Origin of the sequence: Maricaulis sp. (assembly GCF_048269565.1) — a bacterium.
Taxonomy (GTDB): domain Bacteria; phylum Pseudomonadota; class Alphaproteobacteria; order Caulobacterales; family Maricaulaceae; genus Maricaulis.
Map to the genome: position 1 here is coordinate 613685 of NZ_JBLXIK010000002.1, position 18155 is coordinate 631839.

The 18155-nt window shown below is 65.2% G+C and carries 16 protein-coding genes; 5 read left to right on the forward strand and 11 right to left on the reverse strand.

Going from position 1 to position 18155, the window contains the following annotated elements:
- Genes ACN0YL_RS06485 through ACN0YL_RS06510 form a run of 6 tightly spaced genes read right to left on the reverse strand, consistent with a single transcriptional unit; the run spans position 1 to position 5348 of the window.
- Positions 1 to 1626 (reverse strand): phytoene desaturase family protein, encoded by a 1626-nt coding sequence (locus tag ACN0YL_RS06485; protein WP_417497405.1) that lies wholly within the window; start codon positions 1624 to 1626, stop codon positions 1 to 3.
- A 57-nt stretch (positions 1627 to 1683) separates the two neighbouring features.
- Positions 1684 to 2076 (reverse strand): phosphate acetyltransferase, encoded by a 393-nt coding sequence (locus tag ACN0YL_RS06490; RefSeq protein WP_417497406.1) that lies wholly within the window; start codon positions 2074 to 2076, stop codon positions 1684 to 1686.
- Positions 2073 to 2444: a MaoC/PaaZ C-terminal domain-containing protein gene (locus ACN0YL_RS06495; RefSeq protein WP_417497407.1), complete on the reverse strand. Its 372-nt coding sequence runs from the start codon at positions 2442 to 2444 to the stop codon at positions 2073 to 2075. Before ACN0YL_RS06495 ends, ACN0YL_RS06490 begins: the two co-directional genes overlap by 4 nt.
- Positions 2441 to 3943, reverse strand: a complete 1503-nt coding sequence (locus ACN0YL_RS06500; RefSeq protein WP_417497408.1) for an AMP-binding protein — start codon at positions 3941 to 3943, stop codon at positions 2441 to 2443. Before ACN0YL_RS06500 ends, ACN0YL_RS06495 begins: the two co-directional genes overlap by 4 nt.
- Complete coding sequence (locus ACN0YL_RS06505; protein ID WP_417497409.1) at positions 3940 to 4743, reverse strand: enoyl-CoA hydratase/isomerase family protein; 804 nt, start codon at positions 4741 to 4743, stop codon at positions 3940 to 3942. The genes ACN0YL_RS06500 and ACN0YL_RS06505 overlap by 4 nt, the downstream gene beginning before the upstream one ends.
- A complete protein-coding gene (locus ACN0YL_RS06510; RefSeq protein WP_417497410.1) occupies positions 4740 to 5348 on the reverse strand; it encodes a TetR/AcrR family transcriptional regulator in 609 nt (202 codons plus the stop codon). The genes ACN0YL_RS06505 and ACN0YL_RS06510 overlap by 4 nt, the downstream gene beginning before the upstream one ends.
- A gap of 144 nt (positions 5349 to 5492) precedes the next feature.
- On the opposite strand from ACN0YL_RS06510, the gene ACN0YL_RS06515 reads away from it, so the two are divergent.
- The 3 genes from ACN0YL_RS06515 to ACN0YL_RS06525 all read left to right on the forward strand — a co-directional run bounded on the left by ACN0YL_RS06515 (position 5493) and on the right by ACN0YL_RS06525 (position 9710).
- A complete protein-coding gene (locus tag ACN0YL_RS06515) occupies positions 5493 to 6344 on the forward strand; it encodes an alpha/beta fold hydrolase (protein ID WP_417497411.1) in 852 nt (283 codons plus the stop codon).
- Entirely contained in the window at positions 6341 to 8647 is a 2307-nt protein-coding gene (locus ACN0YL_RS06520; RefSeq protein ID WP_417497412.1) for a TonB-dependent receptor, read from the forward strand. The genes ACN0YL_RS06515 and ACN0YL_RS06520 overlap by 4 nt, the downstream gene beginning before the upstream one ends.
- Before the next feature lie 118 nt (positions 8648 to 8765).
- The gene (locus ACN0YL_RS06525; protein ID WP_417497413.1) at positions 8766 to 9710 is read left to right on the forward strand and encodes an alpha/beta fold hydrolase; all 945 of its coding nucleotides are present in this window, start codon (positions 8766 to 8768) and stop codon (positions 9708 to 9710) included.
- Between the two features lie 6 nt (positions 9711 to 9716).
- Here ACN0YL_RS06525 and ACN0YL_RS06530 read toward each other — a convergent pair whose 3' ends face one another.
- From ACN0YL_RS06530 to ACN0YL_RS06550, 5 genes are all read right to left on the reverse strand, one after another.
- Positions 9717 to 10094, reverse strand: a complete 378-nt coding sequence (locus ACN0YL_RS06530) for a BlaI/MecI/CopY family transcriptional regulator (RefSeq protein WP_417497414.1) — start codon at positions 10092 to 10094, stop codon at positions 9717 to 9719.
- Positions 10095 to 10393: 299 nt separating this feature from the next.
- Complete coding sequence (locus ACN0YL_RS06535) at positions 10394 to 13621, reverse strand: error-prone DNA polymerase (protein WP_417497415.1); 3228 nt, start codon at positions 13619 to 13621, stop codon at positions 10394 to 10396.
- Positions 13618 to 14016: an endonuclease domain-containing protein gene (locus tag ACN0YL_RS06540; protein WP_417497416.1), complete on the reverse strand. Its 399-nt coding sequence runs from the start codon at positions 14014 to 14016 to the stop codon at positions 13618 to 13620. The genes ACN0YL_RS06535 and ACN0YL_RS06540 overlap by 4 nt, the downstream gene beginning before the upstream one ends.
- Before the next feature lie 5 nt (positions 14017 to 14021).
- On the reverse strand, positions 14022 to 15578 hold the full coding sequence (locus ACN0YL_RS06545) for a DUF6504 family protein (RefSeq protein ID WP_417497417.1): 1557 nt from the start codon (positions 15576 to 15578) through the stop codon (positions 14022 to 14024).
- Complete coding sequence (locus ACN0YL_RS06550; protein WP_417497418.1) at positions 15517 to 16272, reverse strand: ImuA family protein; 756 nt, start codon at positions 16270 to 16272, stop codon at positions 15517 to 15519. The genes ACN0YL_RS06545 and ACN0YL_RS06550 overlap by 62 nt, the downstream gene beginning before the upstream one ends.
- A 741-nt stretch (positions 16273 to 17013) precedes the next feature.
- Here ACN0YL_RS06550 and ACN0YL_RS06555 point away from each other — a divergent pair.
- Positions 17014 to 17712, forward strand: coding sequence for an SOS response-associated peptidase (locus ACN0YL_RS06555; protein ID WP_417497419.1), 699 nt, complete (start codon positions 17014 to 17016; stop codon positions 17710 to 17712).
- Entirely contained in the window at positions 17712 to 18146 is a 435-nt protein-coding gene (locus tag ACN0YL_RS06560) for a hypothetical protein (RefSeq protein WP_417490478.1), read from the forward strand. Before ACN0YL_RS06555 ends, ACN0YL_RS06560 begins: the two co-directional genes overlap by 1 nt.
- Positions 18147 to 18155 lie beyond the last annotated feature (9 nt).

Below are 18155 nucleotides of genomic sequence, written 5' to 3' on the forward strand. Positions count from 1 at the left end.
TCAGTGCCGCTTGAAGTCCTTCAGGATTTCACGTGCCGCATTATGTCCGGGCGCGCCGGTCACCCCGCCGCCCGGATGCGTGCCCGATCCGCATTGATACAGGCCCCGGATCGGGCTGCGATGATCGGCATGGCCCAGCACCGGCCGCGCCGAGAACAGCTGGTCCAGGCTCAGTGCCCCGTGGAAGATGTCACCGCCGGTGAGGCCGAATATCCGCTCGAGATCGAGCGGCGACAGCACTTGCCGGCCGAGCACCGAGGCCTTGAAGCCCGGCGCCCATTTATCCACCGCCGCGATCATCAGGTCGGCGACCTCATCGCGGTGGTCATCCCAGCTGCGTCCGCCTGAAAGCACCGGCGCGACGTGCTGGCAGAACAGGCTGGCCACATGCTGGCCCGGCGGGGCGAGGGTGTCGTCCTGGGTCGAGGGGATCAGCATTTCGATGATCGGCTCGCGCGACCAGCCATCGCGGCGGGCATCGCTCCAGGCCCGGTCCATATAGTCGAGCGAGGGCGCCATGATGATGCCGGCCGACAAATGATCGCCCGGCCCGGGCAGGCAGGTGAAACTGGGCAGTTCTGACAGCGCGACATTCATCCGGAAGGTGCCCGAGCCGCATTTGTAATGGCTGATGCGTTCGTGGAAATCGGGCGGCAGCACGGCCGCGTCGATCATCGAGCCGAACAGGAGTTTCGGGTTGAGATTGGAGACCACGGCACGGGCCTCAAGCACCTCACCGGACTCAAGCCGCACGCCGCGGGCGGCCTGGCCGTCGGTGAGAATTTCCTTCACACTTGCGTCAGTGCGCAGCGTGACGCCGTGTTCGCGGCATGAGGCCGCCATGGCCTGGGTGATCGCGCCCATGCCGCCGATCGCGTGGCCCCACACCCCCTTCTTGCCATTCACATCACCGAACAGATGATGCAGCAGCACATAGGCGCTGCCGGGCGTGTAGGGGCTGGCATAATTGCCGACAATGCTGTCGAAGCCGAACAGCGCCTTGACCGGCTCGCTCTCGAACCAGCCATCGAGCCAGTCGCCGGCGGATTTCGAGAACAGATCGAGCAGATCGCGCTTGGCGGTGAGATCGAGATTGCCGAGCCGGCCGCTGAGATTGAGCGCCTTGAACACTTCCGGCATCGCGCCGGCCCAGCCGCCTTCGCGCAGATTGGGCGGGGTTTGCAGAACCAGGGCGCGCAGCGTGTCGGCGATGACTTCCAGCCGCGCCTCATAGTCCTGCAGCCGCTCGGCGTCGCGCGCGGAGAATTTGGCGACCTGCGCCTTGGTCACGCCTTCGCCGGCCAGAAGATAACCGTCCTCGCGCGGCAGGAAATTGCCCAGCTTGCGCTCGATGATTCTCAGCCCGTGGCGATGCAGCTCGAGGTCGGCGATCACTTTCGGGTTGAGCAGGGAGACGGTGTAGGCGGCGACGGAATTGCGGAAGCCGGGGTGAAATTCCTCGGTGACAGCGGCGCCGCCGAGCACGTGCCGGCGTTCCAGCACCGTCACCTTCAGCCCGGCCCTGGCGAGATAGGCGGCGCAGACGAGCCCGTTATGGCCGCCGCCGACAATGATGATGTCCTGGCCGGGGAAGGGCATGGAGGCCGATCTGTGCAGAGCTGACATGACCGGCAGTTTCCACAGGAAACTGCAAAGGTAAATGCAAATCGAAGGTTGTGGGGCTCAGGGGAAGGCGCCGGCGACATCGCGCGCCAGCACCAGGGCGCGGCCGCGCGCGATCAGCGTGCCATCGCTGGCCCGGCATGTGGTGGCGAGGTCGACCAGGTGTTTGTCCGGCCGCAGCCGTGTGATTTCCACGCGCGCCGTCAGGGCGTCACTGATCGGGGCCGGCTCAAGGAATTCGGTCTCCTGCTTGAGATAATTCGTGCCCTGGCCGGGCAGTTCAACGCCGAGAAGATAGGAAAACAGCCCGTTGACCAGGGCTTCCGGCACGGCCGTCCCGCTCGCTGGCGCGCCGGAAACACTGTGCAGCGCGTCGATGTCGGCGGCCGTGAAGTTGCGCGTGGTCTCGGCGAACATGCCGAGGGTCAGAGCTGGCCCGGGGCTGGTCGTCATGACGCGACCTCGGTCTGGCCGGTGCAGGTGACCACCATGTCCGACAGACGCATCACCTGCAGCCGGATGGTGCTGACGCCGTTGTCGACCGCAATCGTCTCGGCGTCGAAACGCAGCGGTACGCCGGCTGGTGAGGGCGCCGGATATTGCGTCGACTGGCTGATTTGGCGTCCACCGGGCACCAGGTCCTCGATCAGGCCGCGCAGGACGGCGCAGAGCAGGGCGCCATGGGCGACCGTCTGGCCAAAGCGGGTGCGGGCGGCAAACTCCGGATCGACATGGATCGGATTGTCGTCGCCGGACAGCGCCGCGAAGGCGTTGAAATCGGCCTGGGAGAAGGTCCGGTTGAGTGAGGCGGTCTGGCTCATGGCGTTCGCACCGGATCCGGCAGGAGGTGTTTTTGCACCTTTCCGGCGGCGGTGCGCGGGAAGTCGCGGGCAAACACCACATGGCGTGGCACCTTGTAGGCGGCAAGGCGTTCGCGGCACCAGATCGTCAGGGCGGCTGCATCGCAACTCGAGCCCGGGCGCAGGATGATGTGGGCACAGCCGACCTCGCCCCATTTCTCGTCGGGCACACCGGTCACAGAGGCGTCCTGGACCTCGGGATGATCGGCCAGCACATTCTCGACCTCGGCCGGATAGACGTTCTCGCCGCCGGAAATATACATCTCCTTGATCCGCCCGGCGACGAAGCAATAGCCCTCATCGTCAAAGCGCCCGAGATCGCCGCTCTTCAGCCAGCCATCGGGGGTAAAGAGTTCGGCCGTCTCACGGGGACGTTCCCAATAGCCTGGCGTCAGGCCGGGGCCGTGAAACTGAATCTCACCGGTTTCGCCCGCCGCCAGCACTTGGCCATCGGGGCCGGCGATGCGCGCCTCGACCAGGATCTGGGTCTTGCCGACCGAGCCGATCTTCTCCAGCGCATGCGCCTCATCGACGAGGAAGGCCGTCGGGCCGGTCTCCGTCATGCCGAAGCCATTGCAGACCACGGCGCCGCGCGCGGCGAAGGTTTCGACCAGGATGTCGGGCAGCGGCGCACCGCCGCAGGCCCAATGGCGCAACCGCGTCAGATCGGTGCGCTCGAAGTGGGGGTGCAGGGTCAGTTCGCGATAGATGGCGGGGACGCCGATGAAAACATCGAGCGCGCCGGCATTGATCAGTTCGAGCATCCGGCCGGCCTCGAAGCCGGGCAGGATGTGGACCGTGCCGCCATTGAACAGCACCGGCAGCGTATGCAGATTGATACCGGCGGTGTGGAAGAGCGGCAGGAAGTTCAGCGTGGAATCGGTGCCGCGCAGACCGATGGCCTGGCCGATATTGATCGCATTGACCACGGCCATGCCATAGGTCTGGATCACGCCTTTCGGCTTGCCGGTCGTGCCGGAGGTGTAGATCAGATACCAGCATTCCTGCGACGGCCACTCGGCACGGCCCGGATGCAGGGCGGCGCCGTCGCGCAGCGCGTCATAACCGTCGTCGAAATCGAGCACTCGCAGCTGCATCGCCCGCGCCGCGGCGTGGGCGTTGTCGCGGTCTTCCGCGCCCGTGATCATCAGCGCAGGCCGGCAATCCTCGATCAGCTGCACCAGTTCGCTCACCGGCATGCGCCAGTTGAGGGGCACCAGGATCGCGCCGACCTTGGCGCAGGCAAACAGGATCTCGAAAAATTCGACCCGGTTGCGGCACAGGATGGCGACCCGGTCACCCGCAGAGACGCCGCGGGATTCGAGCAGGCTGGCGGCGCGGGAACTGCGGCCGTCCAGGGCGCGATAGCTGATGGCTTCGCCGGTCTGTACGACCCGGAAGGCGATCGCCTCCGGTGCAATCCGGGCGCGCCGGGCGGTGATGTCGAGGAGGGCGTTCATCGGCGCCCCCCGGCGGCTTGCGCCGCGCGCGATGCACCCAGAAACCGGTCCATGCGCTCACGTGTTTCGGGGCGGGCGATTTGCGTCATGAAGGCCAGGCGCTCGGCATCGAGACGGTCGGCGAGGCCGGTCTGGCGGTCGAGCAGGCGGCGGCTGGTGGCGATCACGCTCGCATCATGTTGCTCAAGCGTCGCGAGCATGTCCGAGATTGCCGCTTCGAATGCGCCGGCATCGGCGAGGCGGTCGGTGACACCCATCTCCAGCGCCTGTTCCGCGCTGACGCGCGTATCGAGCGCGAGCCAGCTTGCGGTGCGGGCGCGGCCGATCCGGTCGGGCAGCATTGCCGTCCAGCCGCCATCGGGGGCGAAGCCCATCTTGGCGTAATAGGGCTGGATGAAGGCCGTTCGCGCCATCACTGACAGGTCGGCGGCCAGCATCAGTCCCAGCGATCCGCCGGTGACGGGGCCGTTGACTGCGGCAATCACCGGGCAGGGCAGGGCACGGATCTGCAGCAGAACCCGGTTGAGGCCGGACAGCAATGCTTCGCAATAGGACTGCAGCCGTTCGGGGCTGTCGCTATTGAGCCGGATCGCCGCGACATCGCCGCCGCTGGAGAAGCTGGCGCCGGCCCCGGTAATGACCACGGCCCGGGCATTTTCGACCCCGTTCAGGGCAGCGCCCAGCGCATCGAGCAGGTCGGGCGTCAGGCTGTTGCCCCGGCCGGGCCGGTTGAGCGTCAGCGACAACACGTCATCCTCGCGCCCGATCAGGACTTCGGAGGGTCCGGCCGCGGCGGTCATGGTGCCAGGCCCCGGGTGATCAGGGCAGAGGCCGCGCGGGCGATGTCGTCAGCGCTGCGGTCCGGCCCCCAGATGCCAAAGCGCAGGCCGAGGAAAACACTCATCCCGATCAGGGCCCAGGCGCGGGTTTCGTGATCGCCATCGCTGATCTCGCCGCGCTCGGCCGCCTCTTCGAGATTGCGGCGGTAGCGGTCGGCGAAACTGTCATAGTGTGCCTTGTATGCATCAGGGGCGACGAATTGTGCCTCCTCAATGATGCGGTAGAGATTGGGGTGGGAGCGGGCAAATTCGATGTAGGCAACCAGGCCTTTGTGTTCGGCATCGAGACGGTCGGTCGCCCCCTTGACGCGCTCCGCGATCCAGCTTCGCGTCATATCGCCCATATGTGCGACAAGCGCCCGGAATATCTCATCTTTTGAGTCAAAATAGACGTAAAATGTCCCGAGCGCGACCGAAGCGCGGCGTGTGATATCGCCGATCGAGGAGGAGTGAAATCCGTTCTCGCCGAAGGATTCCTCGGCGGCGTCCAGAAGTCGGTTTCGCGTGCGTTCGCCGCGTGCGGTCTTGGGACTTTTCGAAGGCGTGGAAGAAAGTGAAGTTGACATATGATTCAGTTTTCACAAAATTGCCGATAACGCAACATGGCACAAATGCCAGGGCGAGAGATACATCCGGGAGAGATCTGCACAGTGCTTGATGTCAGGTCAAATAGTGTCGAAGGCGAAGGGCCGGACATGCAGTCGTGCTGCATGAGCGACGGTTCTGTTATGTACTATCGCGACCTCGGCACCGGCCCTGTTCTTCTGCTGGTGCACGGATGGGCCGCATCCGGCGATTTCTTCGACTCCCTTGCCGCGCATCTCGGCCATCAATTTCGCATCGTCATCCCGGACCTGCGTGCGCACGGCGCCACGCCGGCGGGGCAGGCCGCGCTCAATATCGACTTGCTGGCCGGTGATCTGCAGACCCTGGTCGAGACGCTCGATCTGAAAGACATCGTCGCGCTGGGCTGGTCGATGGGCGCCACGGTGCTGTGGCAGATGTTTGTACGTTATGGCCATGCCCGCTTCGCCGGCCTGGTCATCGAGGACATGAGTCCGCGCATTCTCAACACCGAGAGCTGGGCCCTGGGCATGGCGACCGGAATGGATATCGCCGGCAGCAGCCGCGCCATCGAAGCGATGCGCAGCGACTGGCCGGCTTATGCGGCTGCCTTTGCCCCGCGCATGTTCGCGCGTGGCCGGGCGGCCCGCGAACCGGAAATGGTTGAAGACATCGTGCTCCGGCTCAGCCGGCGCGATGGCGATGCCATGGCAGATCTCTGGCTCTCAATGGCCAGCCAGGATCTGCGCGAGGCCCTGCCCGCAATGAACTTGCCGACGCTCGTCACATCAGGCGCGCGCAGTGAAGCCTACGGCCCGGAGACGAGCCGGTATCTCGTCGAAACCCTGCCCGATGCGCAAACCATCGCCTTCGCGAAATCGGGACATGCTCCGCATCTGGAAGAACCGGAAGAGTTCGCAAGAGCGGTCGCACAATTCGCCAGTCGCATCCAGGCGCCGGCGGTCAACAACCATAATATCGAGGGAATCCAATCATGAAATCCAACCAGAAACTAACGCGGGCGGCGCTTCTGCTCAGCACTATTGCCTCAACCGTGCTGATTGCGGCACCGGTCCAGGCTCAGCAGGCCGGCGAGACCGCCAGCCAGGACGTGATCACCGTCACCGCCCGCCGCCGCGAGGAATCGCTGCAGGACGTGCCATTGGCCGTGACCGCCTATTCCGGCGAGCAACTCGAAGCCATGGGCGCTGTCGACATTCTGGCCGTTGCCGAAACGACGCCAAATGTGACGCTTGAAGCCTCGCGCGGCACCAACTCGACCCTCACCGCCTTCATCCGCGGTGTTGGCCAGCAGGATCCGGTTGCCGGTTTTGAAGCCGGTGTGGGCATCTATGTCGATGACGTCTATCTCAACCGTCCGCAGGCTGCGGTTCTCGACATCTACGATGTCGAGCGCATCGAAGTGCTGCGTGGCCCGCAGGGCACGCTCTATGGCCGCAACACCATCGGTGGCGCGATCAAATACGTCACCCGCCGCCTCGACCCCGATGCGCCAAGCCTGACGGCCCGCATCAATGTCGGTTCCTACGGCCAGTTCGACCAGATCGTGTCCGGCAGCCTGCCGATGGGCGACACCTTCCGCGTCGGTGCAGCTGTTGCCAATCTCCAGCGCGACGGTTTCGGGACCAACCTGTACAATGGCGACGAAAATTATAACAAGGACGTGCTTGGCTATCGTGTCAGCGCCGAGTGGGAGCCGACACCTGATCTGTTCTTCCGTCTCGCCTATGACAATGTCGAGGACACCTCCAATGCACGTGGCGGTCACCGTCTGATCCCGAGTGCGGCCGGCTACCCGGCCTTCTACGGCGTTCTGGACAATGTGTTCGACACCCGCGCCGGTCTCGATGTCGTCGCCCAGAGCGTCGAGAGCGATGGCCTTGCCCTGACCACCGAGTGGAACATCAATGACAGCTGGACCGTGCGGAATATCCTGTCCCAGCGTCAGGACGATTCCACGACCCCGATCGACTTCGACAATCTTCCGGAAGGCGATCTCGACGTTCCTGCGATCTACACCAATGAGCAGATCTCCGAGGAATTCCAGGTTCTGTATGAAGGTGACCGCCTCGCCGGTGTGATGGGTTACTATTACCTTGATGCCAACGCCACGACCGTGTTCGACGTTCTGCTCGACACCGTGCTGACCGGCCTCAACGCCCAGACCTTCGGTGATGTCGACACCACGACCTGGTCGGTCTTCGCCAACTTCACCTATGACCTCACCGATACGATCAGCCTGACCCTGGGTGGTCGCTATACTGAAGACGAGCGGACCTCGCGCGTGCTGCGCCGTACCTATCTCGGCGGCTTCTCGGAGTATTTCGGCGGCACCGGCTTTGCGATTGCCACCACCTCCGACTTCCTCGGCACCAATTCCTGGGATGATTTCAGCCCGACGGTTTCGGTCGCCTGGCAGCCAAGCAGCTCGAACAATTTCTACTTCACCTACACCCAGGGCTTCAAAGGCGGCGGCTTCGATCCGCGTGCCCAGACCACCGGCGCCCCGGATTTCGATCTCAGCGGCACGGTTACGGCTGACGAAGTCTTCGAATTCATGGCCTTCGATCCTGAAACGGTCGACAGCTTCGAACTCGGCTGGAAATACCAGGGCGGCAGCTACAGCCACGCCGTCGCACTGTTCCACATGGACTATACCGACATCCAGGTTCCGGGTTCGGTGGGTATTGATACCGATAATGACGGCGTCAACGATACCTTCACGGGCGTGACGACCAATGCCGGTGCCGCGACGATCACGGGCATCGAATATGAAGGTAATGTGGACCTCGGCAGCGACGTCTTCACCGGCGGCGACCAGCTGACCTTCGCCTGGGCCCTGGGCATCCTCGACGGCAGCTATGACGAGTTCATCAACGCCTTTGGTGTCGATATCTCCAATGACGTCGTGATCCAGAATACGCCGGAAGCCAACCTCAGCGCGACCATGAGCTATATGGCTCCCTTCGCTGGTGGTGATCTGAACGCCTCGGCCACGGTTTCCTACCGCGGCGATTCGAGCCAGTTCGAGATTCCGTTCCCGGCGCTGGACCAGGAAGCCTATTCGCTCTGGAACGCCTCGGTGGTCTGGGACAGCGAAGACGGCGCCTGGCAGCTCGGCCTGCACGGCCGCAACCTGACCGACGAGGAATACCGGGTTTCCGGCTATGACTTCGTCAACAACACGACCTACGCACCAGAGCTCGGCACGTCGGGCACCCTGGTCGGCTACTACGGTAACCCGCGCACCATCACGGCGACGCTGGCCTACCGCTACTAGGCACGAGGATGAGAACGGACGGGAACCTCCCCCGTCCGTTCACGTCGAACTTGACCGGCCGGCGCTTCCTGAGCATCAGGGATCGTCGGCCGTTTTGTCTTCAACCGAAGGAAATTCCATGTCCCGTTCCGTGCTTGCGCTTCTCGCCCTGGCCGCCCTTGTTGTTATCGGCGCGCTGGTCTGGATGTTGACCCGGCCCGGGGCCGAAGAAGTACCGCTCGATAGCGAGGCGCGTCTCGACTCGCCCTATTGGAGCGATGCCGACCGCCTGGTCGATGTCGATGGTGTCATGGCGCGCGTGCGCAGCGAGGGACCGGCCGATGCGCCGGTGATCGTCATGGTGCACGGGTTTTCCTATTCGCTGGAAAGCTGGGACGCCTGGGCGGCCGATCTCAGCGCGGACTATCATGTCATCCGTATGGATCTGCCCGGTCATGGCCTGACCGGTCCCGATCCGCAGCAACGCTATTCCGTTCCCGAGACCGTCGAATTTCTCGGCAATCTGCTCGATGAGCTCGATCTCGAACATGTCACCCTGGCGGGCAATTCCCTTGGCGGTCTGGTCTCCTGGCGCCTTGCCGCCGAGCGCCCCGAACTGGTCGACCACCTCGTGCTGGTCGCGCCGGGCGCCTATTCGATCAATGGCGTCACTGAAGAACCCGTCGCCGTGCCAATGGGCGTGAGCTTCTATCTCACCAGTGCGCCGGAAGCGATGGTCGCAGCGGCTTCAGCGGGCCTGTTCGGCGATGTCAGCCGCATGGATCCGGCGCTGCCCGCCCGCGTGCACGCCCTGATGAACACGCCCGGCGTCGGCCAGGCCCTGGTCGAGCGGCTCGAGGTCTTCACCCTGCCCGACCCGACGGCCGATCTGGCGCGGGTGCAGGCACCAACGCTGGTTATGTGGGGCGGACGCGATGTGATGATCCCGGTCGAGCAGGCCAGCCGCATCGCCGGCGATCTGCCGCAAGCCGAACTGGTCATCTATGATGATCTCGGGCATGTCCTGCATGAAGAGGATTCGGCGCGCACCGTCGCCGATGTCCGGGCCTTCCTGGCGCAATAACGCGGATCAGCGGGTGGATTCTCCGGCCGCTCTCGCGGCGATTTCCGCCTGCAGATCGGCCCAGTCCTTTGGGTCGATATCGCCTTCGCGCAGCACCACGACACCGAGACCGGTGCGATCATCGCCGGCGGGTTCGGCCAGCAGCCGGCCGAGCGTATGGGTCGGGGCGGTCTGGCGGTTGAGGCGCGGCAGATAGCGGATATCGCGGCCGCGCTGCTGGCGCTCGACGGCACCCTTGCGGCGCAGGCGCTGCAGGATGGACAGCGTCGCACTGGCCGGCTGCCGGCTCGCCTGCGCCAGCTCGCTCACCGAGGCACCGCCACGATCCCATAGCAGGCGCATGGCGTGGGCTTCGTCTTCGCTCAGGCTTTGTGGCTCGCTCATGACCGCTCCCAATCTGCATTCGACTGACCCGCTTCGCAACAGGTCCGGCGTGTTAAGCTCTCTTTTGCAAATGGTGCGCCGGAGGGGCGGGCATGGTGCCTCCGGCTGCCTGAAGTACCCCAATGTTCCGTCACCCTGACGACGGTCAGGGCCCAGTTCATAGGGCTCCGCCGGTACGCAAGTGGGCACTATCCTGAATTTGCGCGGAGTTTGAAACTGGGTCCTGACCGTCGTCAGGATGACGCTCTTTGATGGCGGTGGAGGAGCTATTGATCGTTGCTGCATTCCCCCCCCCCCCCTCAATGAAAATCCCGGCTCTTCGGCAGCACATCCTCCAGCCTTTCCCCCTGCATGACGCGGCGATAGATCGCGATCAGGCGGGGGTCGTCTTGCGGGCGGGCGATTTCGTCGGCGTGGGCGAGGGCTTCCGAAAACTCCTCGCCATCGGCCAGCGCCGCCAGGCGCCAGGACTGGTCGGTGATGCGGCTGGCGATGATGTGGATGACCTCGCCCTCCTTCTGTAGCCGGCCGGTGACGGCCATCAGCTTGGAGCGCATCACGATCTTGCGGTGGCGTTCGAAGCATTTCGGCCAGACGATGATATTGGCGACGCCGGTCTCGTCCTCCAGCGTCGCGAAGATGACGCCCGAGGCCGAGCCGGGGCGCTGGCGTACCAGAACCAGGCCGGCCAGGCTGACCCAGCGGCCATCGCGCATCTCGCCCAGCTGGTCAGCGCGGACATGGCCGCTCTCCTCCAGTTCGGCGCGGAAGAAGCTCATCGGATGGGCTTTCAGCGACAGCCGCAGTGTCTTGTAATCCTGGGCGACTTCCTCGCCGGCGCTCATCTGCGGCAGGGCGGTGGCGGCCTCATGGCCGTATTCATCGGCGTGCTCGAAAAGGGGCAAAGGCTTGCCGGCCTGGGCCAGTGCTGTCCAGCCGGCCTGGCGGCGGTCGAGGGCGATGGAGCCGAAGGCATCGGCATTGGCGAGCCGGTCCATGGTGCCGCGATCGAGGCGCGAACGGCGGGCGAGATCGGGCACGCTGGTGAAGGCACCGCCGTCATTTCGCGCCGCGATCAGGCGCGCAGCGGCGGGCTCGCGCAATCCCTTGATCTGGCGCAGGCCGAGACGCAGGGCGAAGTGGGGGCCGGATCTGGCCGGCTCCAGCGTGCAGTCCCAGTCGGAATGATTGATGTCGGGCGGCCTGACCTCGACGCCATGCTGGCGCGCATCGCGGACCAGTTGTGCCGGAGCGTAAAAACCCATCGGCTGGGCATTGAGGATCGCGGCGGCGAAGGCGTCCGGATAGTAATGCTTCAGCCAGCAGGAAACATAGACGATCAGGGCGAAACTGGCGGCATGGCTTTCCGGGAAGCCGTATTCGCCAAAGCCCTCGAGCTGTTTGAAACAGCGCTGCGCGAAATCGGGTTCATAGCCCTTGGCGATCATGCCGGTCATCAGTTTCTCGCCCATTTCATGGATCGAGCCGGAGCGCCGGAAGGCGGCCATGGAACGGCGCAGCTGGTCGGATTCGGCCGGGGTGAAACCGGCGGCGACAATCGCGATCCGCATCGCCTGTTCCTGGAAGAGCGGCACACCGCGCGTCTTGCCGAGTACCTCCTCAAGCGCCCTTGACGGGTATTCGACGGGTTCGAGCCCCGAGCGGCGGCGCAGATAGGGATGCACCATATCGCCCTGGATCGGACCGGGCCGGACAATGGCGACCTCGATCACCAGATCATAGAATGTGCGCGGCCGCAGGCGCGGCAGCATCGTCATCTGGGCCCGGCTTTCGATCTGGAACACGCCGACCGTGTCGGCCCTGCAGATCATGTCATAGACGGCATCATCGGCCTGCGGGATCGAGGCCATGGTCAGGCCGCGGCCATAATGGCGCTCGATCAGATCGAAGGCGCGGGCGACGCAGCTCAGCATGCCGAGGCCCAGCACATCGACCTTCATCAGGCCGAGCGCGTCGATATCCTCCTTGTCCCATTCCAGCACCGTGCGGTCGGGCATGGCGGCATTGTGCAGCGGCACGATCTCGTCGAGCCGGCCCTGCATCATCACGAAACCGCCGGGATGCTGCGAGAGATGGCGCGGGAAGCCCATCAGCTCGCGGGCATAATGCAAGGTCATCGCGATATCAGGCGTATCGGGATCGAGGCCGAGCTCGGTGCGGATGCGGTTATCGGTGAGATCATCGGTCGACCAGCCCCACAGCGTTTTCGACAGGGCCGCGATGACATCGCCGGACAGGCCGAACACCTTGCCGACCTCGCGGATGGCGCCGCGCGGGCGGTAGCAATTGACCGTTGCCGTCATGGCGGCGCGGCGGCGGCCGTATTTCTCATAGACATACTGGATCACCTCCTCGCGCCGCTCATGCTCGAAATCGACATCGATATCAGGCGGCTCGCCGCGCTCCGTCGAGACGAAACGCTCGAACAGGAGATCGATCAGGGTCGGGTCGACCTCGGTGATACCGATGGCGAAACACACGGCCGAATTGGCCGCCGAGCCGCGGCCCTGGCACAGAATGCCCTGGCTGCGCGCGAAGCGGACGATGTCGTGGACGGTGAGGAAATAGGCCGGGAAATCGAGGCTTTCGATCAGTTCGAGCTCATGGGCAATAGCGGCGCGGATCTTGTCCGGTGCGCCCTCGGGCCAGCGCCGCTCCAGACCTTCCGTCGTCAGCCGGCGCAGGGTCTGGGCCGGGGTCTCATCATCGCCAACCACTTCGCTGGGATATTGATAGACCAGTTCCTCGAGGCTGAAATTGATGCTGTCGGCGAGCGCGACGGTATTGGCGACAGCCGCCTCATGGCCGCGAAACAGGCGCGCCATTTCGGCCGGTGGCTTGAGATGGCGTTCGGCATTGGCGGCGATGAGGAAGCCGGCCTGTTTGATCCGCACATGCTCACGGATACAGGCGACGACATCGGCCAGCGGCTTGCGCTCCGGGACATGATAGAGCGCGTCATTCGTGGCGATGCAGTTCAGCCCGAGCTCTGCGGCGCACCGGGCGAGCTGATGCAGGCGTTCGCCATCGCGGCCATCGAAGCGGCGGGTGAGGGCGAGGTGATGGCTGGCCTGCGAGCGGGCGCAGAAGTCCGCTGCCCTGGCCTGCCAATCCGCATCCAGGGGATCGGGCGGCAGCAGGATGAAGATCTGGTCCCTGGAGGCCTCGACAATCTGTTCCAGCCACAGCTCGCATGTGCCTTTCCTCGAGCGGAAATTGGCGTCCGTCAGCATGCGCGCCAGCGCACCATAGGCGTGGCGGTGTTTGGGATAGGCGACCAGTTCGAAACCGCATGTGGTGACCAGCCTCACCCCGACGAGGAATTTGATGCCCGCCTCCTTCGCCGCGAGATGGCCGCGCACGGCGCCGGCGAAGGAATTGCGATCCGCCAGACCGATCGCCGCCAGGCCCAGCGCCTTCGCCTGGGCAACCATTTCATCGCCGTGCGAGGCGCCGGTCAGGAAGGTGAAATTGCTGGCGGCGACCAGCTCGGCGAATTGGGTCACACGTGTTGTCCGGCGCGCGCGGCTGCGGTCTGACGGTCGGATTCCGGCGGCAGATGCCGGGTGATGGTGGCGATGACCTGGTCGAGCCGGTTGAAAACATCGGACTCGGCCAGTCGCAGCACGGTCCAGCCTTCATGCATCAGATCGAGCATGCGCCGGCGGTCGCGTTGCAGCGCGTCGCCGGTCAGGCGCGGGCCGGCCTCAAGCTCGATCACCAGCTTGTGCCTGAGGCAGGCGAAATCGACGATATAGCCGGAGATCGGATGCTGACGCCTGAATTTATGGCCGCAAATCCGGCCGGCGCGCAGGCGCTGCCAGAGTATCCGGGCGGCCAGCGGCATGGTCTTGCGCCGGCGGCGGGCGATCTCGGTGGTGGTGAGGGGGGCGTGGGTCATATCCATCATGATGCTCCATGTACGAACCATTGCGGGTTGAGGGTTTCCGGGCCGTAGAGGCCGTCGCGGAAGAGCCAGAAACGGCGGCCTTCGATCGTTTCGATCCTGAAATAATCGCGGGTTTTCGGGCTGGCGCGGCCGGGCGGACGCCACCATTCCGGGGCGAGGCGTTCGGGGCCTTCGGCCTGGCGCACCTGGTGGCGGGTGCGGCGCCAGACGAAGCTGCGCGGTGGGCCGTCGGGAATCTCCGCCACCGCTTCGGCCGGTTCCGGACGGGCGAGGATGAGCAGGGGACGCTCCGGCGTCATGAGAAAGGTCGGTTGTCCGCCGGCCTCGCGCAGCATCAGGGCGGCGCCGGATTGTACGGTGTCGGCGCTCCAGCCGGCGGCGCGTTCGGGGATATGGCTGTCACGGCGGGCGGCGCGTTTGACGCGTGTCTCGCCGAGGCGGACGCTGAGCCGGTCGGTCAGGCGGGCGAAATCCTCGGCGTCGATGCGATCTTCGCCGATCAGGCCCGATTGCCGCCCGGACAGCGGCCCGGTGGCGGTGGCATTGAGCTCGACGACATCAATACCGAAACCGATATCGATCTCGGCGCGGTCGAGCTTTTCATTGAACAGGCGCGCGATATGGGCCGGATCGCGGGCCGGCGCGGCGGTGCCGATGATCAGGAGATGCGTCTTGCCATCGACGCGAAACAGGTTGAGCTCGACCCGGCGCAGACCACGGCCCTCGCTCTCCAGATGGGCGCACAGCGCTTCGGCTGTCTCGCGCACCGCCTGTTTGATCCCTTCCAGCAAAAGCAGGGCATCGGCAAAGCGCATCCGGGCGCGAAACGGGGTTTTCGGCTGCAGCGGATTGAGGGTCTCGTCCTCTTGGCCGCGCGCCTGATCAAGGCGACGCACCAGATCGGGGCCGAAACGCCGCGCCAGATTGGCGCGCGGCAGGCCGGCAATATCACCGACACGCTTGAGCCCGAACCGGCGCAGCCGCGCGGCGGTGTCGCCAATGCGCAGACCCTCGACCGGCAGGGCATGCAGGCTGGACGCAATATCATCGGCAATCAGCCAGCCGCTTGCCTGCCGCCGCGCCGGAAAGCGCGCCAGACCCCAGGCGAGACCGATGGTCGGGGCGATGGCGGCATGGGCGGTCAGGCCCTGACCGCGCACGGCAGCGAGCGCGGCGGTGACGAGGGCGTCCTCGCCGCCGAACAGATGCGCGCAGCCAGTGATATCGACCATCACGCCATCCTCTCCTGGCTCGCCCGGATCGGGCGCGGTCCAGGGCGACCAGCGGCCACACCAGCGGGCAAAGGCGCCGAGCAGACGCCGGTCGGCATCGGGCGCAAACGGCGCAATGCGCAGGCCCGGCTCCAGTGCCTTGGCATCGGCCAGCGCCTGACCCCGCCGCAGGCCGAGCCGCGCCGCCTCATTATTGAGCGCGTAGAGACGCTCACCACCCGTGCTGGTGTGAACCAGGGCGAAGGGGGAAGCGGGATCATCAGCCGGCCCGCAATCGGGGCGCAGGCTGCGCCGTTCGACGGGCCATCTCGGCAGGCTCAAGGACATGAAACGCCGCATTTTTCCACTCGATCTCAAAGCTTTTCGGCGGGCCGCCCCGGACCCGTTCGAGCACGGCGCGAAAACGCGGTGCTCCCAATCCCGGCAGACCTGTCGCCCCGCGCCATGGCCGGTCCGGTGACGGCAGGGCGGATAATCGCCAGCGGGTCAGGGCCGCGCTGGGCTGGATGTCGTGATGCCCGCGCAAGACCAGCACCTGCGCGCTGCGGGCCTGGGCGGCACGGTGCAGACGGCGCGAGGCGGTGAGGTCGTAACGGGCCGAGGCGCCGATCTCGCCGATCACCAGCGCGCCGGCATTCAGCCCTTCCTCCATCGCCCACAACACATCGCCGGCATCGCGCGCCTCGACCAGCAGCACCCGTTCCGGCTCCAGCCCCCAACGGGCCAGAGCGAGCGGGTAGGGCCGACCGAAATCATGGGCGCGCTGGCCCTCCGATCGCACCCAGATCACGGGCCGGCCTCTGTCCTGCGCGGACAATCCGCCGCCCAGCATGCCGATCTGGAAGGCCAGGGCCGCGGGCGTGTCGAGATAGCTGGCCGGACAGATCTCATGCAGACCCGACCCGAGCGCCAGCGCGTCCCGGTCCGCAGGCGCGGGCAGGGAGGCGGACGTTTCAATCGCCTGGATCTGGCGTCGCAGCTCCTCGAGCTGCGGCCGCCCTGTTCGGACGCGCATCGCAGTTGGCATGTCATGGCCTCTGTTGAATGTTCTACTTATGTTCCGTTCAGAGGCGCGGAGAGTCAAGCGGGGAATCGGTGAGGGCGGGGCGCGCGCGTTCTTCAACGTTGCGCTGCCCGCCTCACCCGCCCCTGCGCGTCTTCCCTCTCCTCACGGAGAGGGAAGACGCGCACACATTCCTTCTCCGTGAGGAGAAGGTGGCCGAAGGCCGGATGAGGCGGGTTGGAGCGAGGTTGGAAAGCATAAAAGTGCCCGGGACAGACACGATTTTTTGCGTCGTCGCCCACTGGCGGGCACAGCTATCCCTGAATTACTTGCCAAGCAGGGCGCCAGAGCGGAGTTGAGCCGTCAAGGGGCATGCCCGCGGAGCGGCGCCTTTGGCGCCCTTGACGGCTCAACTCCGCTCTGGCCAGGTCTCGGCATGGGTTTCAGGGCGGGGTCCGGCCCATGGGGCCTCCTCATTTACCCACCAATGAACACAATTTGTCATCCCTGACGGATGCCCGGACGCGTCAGCGATCCGGGCGGAGATCAGGGACCCAGACGCCCGACGGGTGGCCGCTTGTGCGATGGGCCGGACTCATCAAGCTGAAGTCGCGATGGTGGTTCTGGGTCCCTGATCTGCGCCCCGCATTCGCGGGGCATCCGTCAGGGATGACAACGGGTTGGTTGTTTGGGGTGAGTGAAAGGCCCATCTCCCGGGCTGCAATCATCGCCTGTTCGCGCTAACCTCCCCCCATGTGTGGACGTTATGCGATCGGCAAGCTGCAATGGTGGATCCTGCAGGAGACGTTCAAGCTCCAGCAGGCGGCGACCAATCTCGAGCCGCGCTGGAATGTCGCCCCGACCCAGATCGCGCCGATCATCCGGCAACGCACGGATGAAGAGCTCGGCAATGAGCTGGCGATGGCGCGCTGGGGGCTGGTGCCGCATTTCTGGCACAAGCCCTTGAGCGAGATGAAATATTCCACCTTCAACGCCAAGGCCGAGACCGCCGCCGACCTGCCCAGCTTCCGGCATGCCTTTCGCCGCCATCACTGCATCGTGCCGGCGGTCGGGTTTTACGAATGGACCGGTGAGAAGGGGGCGAAACAGCCCTGGTTTATCGGGCTCAAGGATTGTGACTGGTTCGGCATGGCCGGGCTGTGGGACCGGGCCGAGATCGAGGGGACGGCAATCGAGAGTTTCACCATTCTGACCATCCCGGCCAATGATGCCATGAAGCGGATCCATAACCGTATGCCGGTGATGTTGCGGCCGGAAGCGTGCCAGCCCTGGCTCGAACCCCATACCGCCGATATCGAGCTCATCCTCAAGGGCGCGCCGTCGGAGACGCTGTGGATCCATGCCGCCAACAAGGCGGTCGGCAATGTCCGCACCGATGGCGAATGGCTGACCGAGCCCGGCGACGGGCCGCAATTGACCGGGCTGATCTGATGGCCGTACCCGAGGCCGTTCGCAGGCTCAAGGCCTTCATCGCCGCGCACGGGATCGAGATCGCCATCGACGCGCCCGACCCGGAACTGGGCGGGTTTGACGGCGTGGTGCTGGTCGTTTCGGCGCCGCAAAACCCGGCTTTGCGCATCACCGTGTTTGACGAATATGGCGATGCCCGGCCGGACAATCCGGCGCTATGCCTCGCCCTTCTCAACATGCAGTTTCGCGAGCTGGGTGATGCGGGCGGGGAGATGGGGCGCTGGGCCATTGCCGAAGGGCTCGATCCGGAAATGGCCGCGACCCAGCGGGTTTTCGGGCAGAACGAGGCCGCACGCGCCGCTTTCCTTGCGGCCTATGGTCCGACCCCCGATGTCGTGAGCGATCTCGACTGGCAGCTCAATGCCGGCCCGGCGCAGGCGCTGCGGGGGCTCTAGGCGTCTGGC

What these genes read in the sequence shown, in the direction of transcription:
- ACN0YL_RS06485 (WP_417497405.1), bottom strand. Translation starts at nt 1,626, where the DNA reads ATGTCAGCTCTGCACAGATCGGCCTCCATGCCCTTCCCCGGCCAGGAC.
- ACN0YL_RS06490 (WP_417497406.1), bottom strand. Translation starts at nt 2,076, where the DNA reads ATGACGACCAGCCCCGGGCCAGCTCTGACCCTCGGCATGTTCGCCGAG.
- ACN0YL_RS06495 (WP_417497407.1), bottom strand. Translation starts at nt 2,444, where the DNA reads ATGAGCCAGACCGCCTCACTCAACCGGACCTTCTCCCAGGCCGATTTC.
- ACN0YL_RS06500 (WP_417497408.1), bottom strand. Translation starts at nt 3,943, where the DNA reads ATGAACGCCCTCCTCGACATCACCGCCCGGCGCGCCCGGATTGCACCG.
- ACN0YL_RS06505 (WP_417497409.1), bottom strand. Translation starts at nt 4,743, where the DNA reads ATGACCGCCGCGGCCGGACCCTCCGAAGTCCTGATCGGGCGCGAGGAT.
- ACN0YL_RS06510 (WP_417497410.1), bottom strand. Translation starts at nt 5,348, where the DNA reads ATGTCAACTTCACTTTCTTCCACGCCTTCGAAAAGTCCCAAGACCGCA.
- ACN0YL_RS06515 (WP_417497411.1), top strand. Translation starts at nt 5,493, where the DNA reads ATGAGCGACGGTTCTGTTATGTACTATCGCGACCTCGGCACCGGCCCT.
- ACN0YL_RS06520 (WP_417497412.1), top strand. Translation starts at nt 6,341, where the DNA reads ATGAAATCCAACCAGAAACTAACGCGGGCGGCGCTTCTGCTCAGCACT.
- ACN0YL_RS06525 (WP_417497413.1), top strand. Translation starts at nt 8,766, where the DNA reads ATGTCCCGTTCCGTGCTTGCGCTTCTCGCCCTGGCCGCCCTTGTTGTT.
- ACN0YL_RS06530 (WP_417497414.1), bottom strand. Translation starts at nt 10,094, where the DNA reads ATGAGCGAGCCACAAAGCCTGAGCGAAGACGAAGCCCACGCCATGCGC.
- ACN0YL_RS06540 (WP_417497416.1), bottom strand. Translation starts at nt 14,016, where the DNA reads ATGACCCACGCCCCCCTCACCACCACCGAGATCGCCCGCCGCCGGCGC.
- ACN0YL_RS06550 (WP_417497418.1), bottom strand. Translation starts at nt 16,272, where the DNA reads ATGCGCGTCCGAACAGGGCGGCCGCAGCTCGAGGAGCTGCGACGCCAG.
- ACN0YL_RS06555 (WP_417497419.1), top strand. Translation starts at nt 17,014, where the DNA reads ATGTGTGGACGTTATGCGATCGGCAAGCTGCAATGGTGGATCCTGCAG.
- ACN0YL_RS06560 (WP_417490478.1), top strand. Translation starts at nt 17,712, where the DNA reads ATGGCCGTACCCGAGGCCGTTCGCAGGCTCAAGGCCTTCATCGCCGCG.